We start from the raw sequence: 1,311 nt of genomic DNA, 5'->3' as shown, positions 1-1,311 counted from the left end.
GAAGCGCTGCAAACACTGGGCACAGCAATAAGCGGACAAACCACTGCCAGAACCAGGGTGGACGCTCTGCGTCTTCTGGATGGCTCTGCGCAACCCTCTTCAGATCAGAACGCGAAAATCCTGAAAGGCTTGCGCCGGCATATTGAGTTGATCAGTGATGAGGATCCCGCTGACCTGGTCATGGATCGACGTTTTTCCTGGGCTCACGACATGGCAGGTATAGCCCTGCAAGCCCATGGGAAAAAGGGTCTGCGTGAAAAAATCAATCACCATCTGGATCACATTGTTCTCAATGAATGGCTGGGTGTACCGATATTTTTGCTGGTTCTCTATCTGGTGTTTGTCGTGAGTTTCAGTGGCGGCAATATTTTCCTGGATTTTTTTGATCAGGCTTCTGCGGCCCTGCTCATCCATGGAACCGGTCATCTCCTGTTGCTGGCGGGGTTACCGGACTGGCTGATTTCGGTGATTGCCGGCGGGGTTGGCGGCGGTCTCAATCTGGTGATTTCCTTTATTCCCCCCATTGGTCTTACTTTTCTCTTTCTGGCGTTTCTGGATGACTCCGGCTATATGGCGCGCGCCGCCTATGCCATGGATCGCCTGATGCGGCGCATGGGCTTGCCCGGCAATGCGCTGGTGCCCATGGTCATTGGTTTTGGCTGCAATGTTCCGGCCATTATGGGTGCGCGTATTATCGAAGATCCGCGTGGACGCATTTTGACCGTGTTGATGCAACCCTTCATGTCCTGCTCGGCGCGTCTCACCATCTACATGGCTTTTGCGGTCGTATTTTTCCGCAGCAATGGTGGTCAGGTCGTATTTGCCTTATATGTTCTGGGCATAGTGGTCGCGCTGCTCACGGCGTGGTTACTGGGGAAAACGGCCCTGCGCGGTGAAACCATGCCTTTTGTCATGGAACTGCCGCCCTACCGCCTGCCCAGTTTCCGCAGCGTCGTCCTGCAAAGCTGGCAGCGCCTGAAGGTCTTTATTTTCCGGGTCGGCAAGGTCATCGCGGTCATCGGTCTGGTGCTCTTCATCCTGCCCGGCATCGGCTGGACCAGTCAGGGCTTGCGCAGCACGGACATTGATCACTCCCTGCTTGCCCAGGGCAGTCAGGCATTGGTTCCGATATTCGCACCCATGGGCATCAAGACTGACAACTGGCCCGCCGTATCCGGCCTCATTGCCGGCGCGGCAGCCAAGGAAATCGTCATCGGCACCCTCAATGGTATTTATCAACGCCAAAATGCGGCGGATTTGATGGCTGATTACCGGCAGCCCGACATTATCGGCCAACTGCGGGATGCGCTA

1 protein-coding gene is annotated in these 1,311 nt (G+C 55.6%); it reads left to right on the top strand.

The features are described from left to right. Positions 1-1,311: ferrous iron transport protein B (feoB, locus tag AC2VLY_RS03920; protein WP_486921796.1), on the top strand; the 1,311-nt coding region annotated here is incomplete at both ends.

This window comes from Acidithiobacillus sp. TH-A36, assembly GCF_057473445.1.
The sequence above is the reverse complement of the archived record's forward strand: the minus strand, read 5'-3'. Positions and strand labels throughout refer to the sequence as shown.